This window comes from Streptomyces huiliensis, from assembly GCF_020037025.1.
In the GTDB taxonomy this organism is placed as follows: domain Bacteria; phylum Actinomycetota; class Actinomycetes; order Streptomycetales; family Streptomycetaceae; genus Streptomyces; species Streptomyces huiliensis.
The window spans coordinates 1-7,130 of the sequence record NZ_JAIQLH010000370.1 but is presented as its reverse complement, the minus strand read 5'-3'; the positions used below and the strand labels follow the sequence as shown (position 1 = coordinate 7,130).

Below are 7,130 nucleotides of genomic sequence, written 5' to 3'. Positions count from 1 at the left end.
CGAAGGCGCCGCGGTTGCGCACCGCCCCCAGTGCGGCCACTCCGAGCACGGCGGCGTCGAGGGCGGCGTCCACGCCGCCGGGGACCAGGGCGCGGACGGCTTCCGCCGGATCGGCCGAGCGCGGGACGAACCACTCGGCGCCCGCCGAGCGGACGAACGCCTCGTCCTCGTCCGCCGCGGCGGCCACCACGCGCAGCCCGCGCCCGGCCGCCAGTTCCACGGCGTACCCGCCCACCGCCCCGGCCGCCCCGGTCACCAGCAGGGTGGCCCCCGGGGCCAGGCCGAGGGCGTCCAGCGCCTGATCGGCCGTCAGGCCGTTGAGCGGCAGAGTGGCCGCCTCGGCGGACGAGAGGCGGGCGGGGGCCGGCGCGACCGCGGTCGCGTCCAGGACGACCTGCTCCGCGTAGGTGCCGAGCGGGAGGTCGAGCCGGTCCCGCAGGCCGATCACCCGGTCGCCCGGAGCGAACTCCGTGACCCCGGACCCGACCTCGTCCACGCGCCCGGCGACGTCCCATCCGATGCCGGTGGTCTCTCTGGGCCCCATCAGCCCCGCCGCCGCCAGGGCCCCGGAGCGTGTCAGCGCGTCGACCGGGTTGACCGCGGCGGCCTCGACGCGCACCCGCACCTGCCCGGCGCCCGGCCGCGGCACCGGGACCTCGACGAGTTCCAGAGCCTCCGGCCCGCCCATCGTCCGTACGACGATCGCCCGCATCATCCTCGAACACCTTCCGTTCCGACGTTCTCGCGTTCGGCTGAACGGCTACGACCCTAGGGAGAGTTACTCTCCAGAAGGAAGAAGGTACTTCGAAGTGGCCACCGCACCCGAAGGAGAGTCATGGCGACCACGACCACGACCGCGACCCCGAATGCCGAGACGCGCGCCGCGTACGACGCCTACCTCGCCGAATGCCCCGCGCGGCAACTGCTGGACCGCATCGGGGACAAGTGGGTGAGCCTGGTCGTCAACGCGCTCTCCGAAGGACCGCAGCGCTACTCCGACCTGGCGCGCCGCCTGGTGAGCGTCAGCCAGAAGATGCTGACGCAGACGCTGCGGAACCTCGAACGGGACGGACTCGTCACCCGGACGGTCACCCCGGCGGTGCCGGTCCGGGTCGACTACGCCCTGACGCCGCTCGGCGAGAGCCTGGTCCCGCTGATGCGGGCGATCAAGGCGTGGGCCGAGACCCACATGGACGACGTCCTGGCGGCACGGACCCGCTTCGACGAGGTGACGGACTGACCCGGAAACATCGGGCGGGACGGGAACATGATCGTCGTGGCAGGTGTTCGATCGGAGCATGACAACGAACACGCAGTGGGTGGCCGGTTTCCGTTCCGCCGTCGTCAGCCCGTACGAGAGCTACACCCTCTTCCCGTCCCGCTCCTTCGCCGACCAGACGCTCCGTCAGGTCATCCGGCTGAACGGCGGCGGCGAGGCCGTCCGCGTCCGCCTCAGCAACAGGTTCGGGAAGGAGCCGCTGACCGTCGGCGCCGCGCGTTGGGCGAGACACACGGGCGGCTCCGGCGTCGATCCGGGGACGTCCGCGCCCCTCACCTTCGGCGGCCGGGAGTCCTTCACCCTCGAGGTCGGCGAGGAGGGCGTGAGCGACCCGCTGCCCGGCGCGGTGGCCGCCGGCGACCGGTTCGCGCTCAGCCTGCACCTCCCCGGTGACACCGGGCTCGCCACCTTCTCCGTGGTCGCGTCCGAGACCGGCTTCGCTGCGCCGGGTGACCTGACCGCGGCCCCCGCCCTGGAAGGCGCGGAGACCCTGGAACTGTCCCGGTACTTCGTCTCCGGTGTCGACGTCCTCGCCCCGGCGGGCACCGCGATAGCCGTGGCCTTCGGCGACTCGTGGCTGGAGGGCGCCGGCACCACCCCGGGCGCCGACGCGCGCTTCCCCGACCACCTCAACCGCCGGCTGACCCGCGGCTGGGTGGTCAACCAGGGCATCTCCGGGAACCGGCTGCTGACGGACGAGATCGGCGAGCACGGCCTCGCCCGGCTGCGGCGCGACGTCCTCGACGTCCCCGGCGTCACCCACGTCATCCTCAACTTCGGTCTCAACGACCTCGGCACGCCCGGCAACCTCAATCCGGAGGCACCGCTGCCGCTGCCCACCGCCGGCGACCTCATCTCCGGCTACACCGAACTGGCCCGCAAGGCGCACGAGGCGGGGCTGCGCGTCATCGCGCACACGATCGGCCCCTACGCCGGGACGGTCTACGAGGGGTACGACTCGGAGCAGGGCCAGGCCGTCCGCTGCGAGGTCAACGACTGGATCCGGACGGCCGACGTCTTCGACGCCGTGACGGACGTCGCGGCCGCCGTCGCCGACCCGGACCACCCCGAGCGGATCCTGCCGGCCTACGACAGCGGCGACCACCTGCACCTCAACGACGAGGGCGCCCGCGTGATGGCGGCGGCGGCCGACGTCGCGCAGCTGCGGCTCTGACGGAACGGAGCGTCCGGCCGGCGGGTGGGGGCGGGGTCACTCCTCCCCGCCCGCCGCCTCCTCCAGCGCCGCCACGTCGATCTTCGTCATCTCCAGCATGGCCCGCATGACGCGGTTCGCCCGCCCGGTGTCCTGATCGCTCAGCAGGTCCGTCAGCCGGCGCGGGATGATCTGCCAGGAGAGGCCGTAGCGGTCCTTGAGCCAGCCGCACGGCCCCTCCTCGCCGCCCTCGCCGAGCCGCGCCCACAGCTCGTCGACCTCCTCCTGCGAGGTGCAGTCGACGTAGAGGGACACGGCCTCGTTGAAGGTGAACTGCGGACCGCCGTTCAGGGCGATGAACTGCTGCCCGGCGAGTTCGAACGTCACCGTCATCACCGACCCCGGCTCGCCGGGACCCGCCTCGCCGTAGCGCTGGACCTGCACGATCCGGGAGTCGTCGAAGACGGACGTGTAGTGCCCGGCCGCTTCCTCCGCCTGGTCGTCGAACCACAGGAACGGCGTGATCTTCTGCATGGCGCTCTCCTGACGCGTGGCGTTCTCCTGGCGAGTAGGGCTCTCCTGCCGCATGGCGCTCTCCCGACCGCTTCGCGAACACGGTGTTCTCGGGACACATCGGTCATGGCCCGGCGCTACTCTGCCGTGCGCCGTGCGGCGTCCACAACGTGTACGTCACCCGAACGGCCGCGCGGCGCCGGTTGACGGAATGTCAGAGGACCTGCCGCAGCGCGTTGGTGGCGCAGTGCACCTCACCGCCGCCCAGGTGGGCCCAGGAGAAGTCCTCCACCCAGTGCACCCGTACGCCCTGCGCCCGGAGCCGCCGTTCGGCCTCGTCCCGGAACAGGTCCCGGCCGCCGACCCGGGGGCCGTGCGGCGCCGGCGGCGCGAAGTCCCGGGCGGTGAGGGAGAGTCCGTTGGCGAGCGCGGGGGAGAAGGCGAGGTGGCGCCGGACCCCGCCGCCCGCGTCCTCCTTGGCGTACAGCACCGGCAGCGGCACCAGCTCGTCCTTCCGCAGCCCGGTGGCGCGCAGCAGCACCGCCAGCTGCCCGTCGATCCGCCGCGCGGCGTCCGCGTTGTCGCCGGTCCGCCGCTCGTGGTCGAGCACCTGGTCGATCGTGGGCTTGGTCTGGGCGTCCGTGTCGGCGAACAGCCGCTGCCCGCCCTCGCCGGCGCGGTGCGCGCGGCGCAGCAGGTCCAGCGCCAGCCGGGGGTCGGAGTAGGCGAGCGTCCAGCCGCGCGCGTTGTCCGCCCGGACGACGTGGACGGTCTCGTCGGCGTGGCCGACCAGCAGCCAGGACGTGTCGATCGCCAGCGGCTCCTGCCGCCCCTGGGACCGCAGCAGGGTCACGAACGACGGGTCGGGGTGGCGCTCGGGGGTGCTGCCGTAGACGATCCGGCCCTGGGGGTGGCCGGGGTAGGGCGGCAGGGACTCGATGTTGCCGGTGAAGTTCAGCAGCTCGTCGACGCCGCGGTCGCGCCGGGTGGTGTACTGCTGGACGACCCCCACGCCGGGCCCGCGCAGGTCGCGGTAGAGCAGCCGGCCGGCGCGGCGGAGGCTCGCGGTGCGGCCGTCGGGGGACGTCCAGTGGTTGGGGGAGCGCAGCAGGATCCGCATGGTCCGGCGGCCTTCGGGCGTCTGTTTGGTGACGTAGCCCGGCTCGGCGATGTCCTGCCGCCACACGTCCCGCCACCACTCGGCCGTTCCGGGCTGGAAGCGCAGCTCGCGGGCGGGCAGGCCGGAGTCCCGGGCCGCCTTGCGCAGCGAGCCGGCGAAGGCGTCCCAGCCACCCGGGCGCCGGCCGGAGGTCGGCACCTCCGCGGGCTGACCGGTGCCGGGCCCGGGGGCGGCGGCGAAGACGTGCCGGGCCCGCTGGAGGTCGTGCTGGACGAGGACGGGGGACACGCGCAGCCGGACGGTGGCGGTGCGGGCCGCCGACGACCGGTCGGTGACGGACAGGGTGACGTCGACGCGGCCGTCCCAGCGGGCCCGGTCCCGGACGACGTCCCGGCCCTCGACGGCCAGCCGGACGCCGCGCCGCAGCTCGTCGGCCCGGAGCGGGCCGCCGGAGCCCAGCGAGACGTACCGCCCGCCGCGCTCGACGAAGATCCGGGCGTAGCGGGCCTGCGCGGCCGGCACCGACACCCGGGCGCGGGCCCGTGAGCCGACGGCCGTGGGCGCGACCCGCAGCGGGGTGAGGTCCGCCAGGTCGGCCGTGCCGTTGACGACCTCGTCGGCGGCGTCGTTGCAGGCCGCGAGGCGCTCATCCACGGCGACGTCCAGCCGGTCCAGGTCGCCGGGGCGCAGGGTGCAGCGGCGGGCGTCGTCGTCGAGGTTCGGCAGCAGTTCGGTGCCCTGCGGCGTGAGCAGCCGGAGTGGGGCGGCGGCGGGCGCGGCCTGCGCGCCGGCGGCGGGCACCAGGGCGGCGAGCACCGCGGCGCAGGCCAGGGGGGAGACGAGGGACACCCTCATGGCGGGTCGATGTGTCATGGACGACACTCTTCCGCCGGGAGGGCCGCCGGGCATCGTCCGCCCGGGCGATGGGCCGCTGCATCCTTCGGACCGGTCCCGGCAGGAACCCGTCCTCTTCCCGGGGGAGGCCGGGAAATCGGCGGCGGAAGCACCTTACCGCCGGAAACGTTGCAGTGTGTAGTCGCGCGCCTCCCGTACCCGGCTCGTGACCTGCGATCTTCCCTGTGGCGGGTTACTTAGCGTGAGTTTTCAAAAATGTCAATTCTCCGCAAACTCTTGACGGCACCTTCACGCGCCTCACACCATTCCCGCATGGACTCGTCAGACATCCCGGAGATCGCCGCGGCGTACCCGCGCCGGCACCACGGCGTCCTCCGACATCGCCCTCCGGGGCGACGGCGCCCCTCGGGCCGCTGACGTCCGACGTTCCGGCGGGAGGAGTCCACCCCCCACTTCCGTATGTCCCGGACTCCGCTACTTCCATCCCGCTCACACCTTCTGCATCACCAGGACCGGCATCGCCAGCCGGAGCCCGGGCGGTGTCCCCTGCCGGGACGCCCTCCGGTCCTGCCCCCACGAACGAAGGCGAAGACATACATGAGCGACCGCACTCTCACTGCGGCCGACACGCCCACCGGTGTGTCCGCCCCGACCACGACGTCCACGCACGTGGACGCCGGTGACGCGGGCTACAGCAAGGACCTCAAGTCCCGCCACGTCAACATGATCGCGATCGGCGGAGCCATCGGCACCGGCCTCTTCCTGGGCGCCGGCGGCCGGCTCGCGAGCGCGGGACCCTCCCTCTTCATCGCATACGCGATCTGCGGCATCTTCGCCTTCTTCGTCGTCCGGGCCCTCGGTGAGCTCGTCCTCTACCGCCCCTCCTCCGGCGCGTTCGTCTCGTACGCCCGCGAGTTCATGGGGGAGAAGGGCGCCTTCGCGGCCGGCTGGCTGTACTTCCTCAACTGGGCCACCACCGGCATCGCCGACATCACGGCCGTCGCCACGTACACCCACTACTGGCACCTGTTCAGCGACATCCCGCAGTGGGTCCTCGCGCTGATCGCCCTCGCGGTCGTCCTCACCGTGAACCTCATCTCCGTGAAGTACTTCGGCGAGATGGAGTTCTGGTTCGCGATCATCAAGGTCGGCGCCCTCATCACCTTCATGGCGATCGGCATCTTCCTGCTGGCCAGCCAGCACGAGGTCGGCGGGCACGCCCCGGGCCTGTCCAACATGCTCGACCACGGCGGCCTCTTCCCGTCCGGCCTGATGCCGATGCTGCTGATCATCCAGGGTGTCGTCTTCGCCTACGCCTCGGTCGAGCTGTGCGGCGTCGCCGCGGGAGAGACCAAGAACCCCGAGAAGATCATGCCCAAGGCGATCAACTCGATCATGTGGCGCGTGGGCCTCTTCTACGTCGGCTCGGTCGTGCTGCTCACGCTCCTGCTGCCGTACAACGCCTTCACCGGCGGCGAGAGCCCGTTCGTCACCGTGCTGTCCAAGATCGGCGTGCCGTATGCGGCCGGCGTGATGAACCTGGTCGTCCTCACCGCCGCGCTCTCCAGCCTGAACTCCGGCCTCTACTCCACCGGCCGCATCCTGCGCTCGATGGCCATGTCCGGCTCCGCCCCGGAGTTCACCGGCCGCATGAACAAGGGCCAGGTCCCCTACGGCGGCATCCTGCTCACCGCGTTCTTCTGCGTCCTGGGCGTCGGCCTGAACTTCGTCGTCCCGGACAACGCCTTCGAGATCGTGCTGAACTTCGCCGCGATCGGCATCATCGGCACCTGGGGCATGATCATGCTCTGCTCGCTGATGTTCTGGCGGCGGGCCAAGGCCGGCCTGGTCACCCGCCCCTCCTACCGGCTGCCCTGGGCGCCCTACACCCAGATCGTCACGCTGGTCTTCCTCGCCGGTGTCCTGGGCCTGATGGCGGCCGACAAGGGCGCCAGCCGTGACACCATCCTCTGCCTGCCGCTGATCGCGGCGGCCCTGGTCGGCGGCTGGTTCCTGGTCCGCGGCAAGGTCGCCCGCACCCAGCGCGAGGCGGAGCTGCGCGAGGCGGCGAAGCCGCAGGCGTAACGGCGACGCGTCGACGGCACCGGGCCGCGCTCCCCGCGAAGGGGGCGCGGCCCGGTTTTTCGTGGGCGCAGGGTGGCGGGACGCCGACGGTGAGCAGCGGCTGTTGTGAGGCCGGGCATAGGGCC

The 7,130-nt window shown here is 72.6% G+C and carries 6 protein-coding genes; 3 read left to right on the top strand and 3 right to left on the bottom strand.

Translation table 11 applies throughout. From position 1 onward, the window contains the following. On the bottom strand, positions 1-712 hold a 712-nt coding region (locus JNW98_RS33510), incomplete at its 3' end, for an alcohol dehydrogenase catalytic domain-containing protein (protein ID WP_223772067.1). Positions 713-835: 123 nt separating this feature from the next. Between JNW98_RS33510 and JNW98_RS33505 the strand changes: the two genes are divergently transcribed. Both JNW98_RS33505 and JNW98_RS33500 read left to right on the top strand, forming a co-directional pair. Next, complete coding sequence (locus JNW98_RS33505) at positions 836-1,240, top strand: winged helix-turn-helix transcriptional regulator (protein WP_223772066.1); 405 nt, start codon at positions 836-838, stop codon at positions 1,238-1,240. Between the two features lie 58 nt (positions 1,241-1,298). After that, positions 1,299-2,453, top strand: coding sequence for a GDSL-type esterase/lipase family protein (locus tag JNW98_RS33500; protein WP_223772065.1), 1,155 nt, complete (start codon positions 1,299-1,301; stop codon positions 2,451-2,453). A gap of 36 nt (positions 2,454-2,489) precedes the next feature. Here JNW98_RS33500 and JNW98_RS33495 read toward each other — a convergent pair whose 3' ends face one another. Both JNW98_RS33495 and JNW98_RS33490 read right to left on the bottom strand, forming a co-directional pair. Beyond that, positions 2,490-2,966, bottom strand: a complete 477-nt coding sequence (locus tag JNW98_RS33495; protein WP_223772068.1) for a VOC family protein — start codon at positions 2,964-2,966, stop codon at positions 2,490-2,492. 193 nt (positions 2,967-3,159) lie between these two features. Continuing rightward, complete coding sequence (locus JNW98_RS33490) at positions 3,160-4,938, bottom strand: protein-arginine deiminase family protein (protein WP_223772064.1); 1,779 nt, start codon at positions 4,936-4,938, stop codon at positions 3,160-3,162. A 579-nt stretch (positions 4,939-5,517) separates the two neighbouring features. On the opposite strand from JNW98_RS33490, the gene JNW98_RS33485 reads away from it, so the two are divergent. Next, entirely contained in the window at positions 5,518-7,005 is a 1,488-nt protein-coding gene (locus tag JNW98_RS33485) for an amino acid permease (protein WP_223772063.1), read from the top strand. The last annotated feature ends 125 nt before the right edge of the window (positions 7,006-7,130 follow it).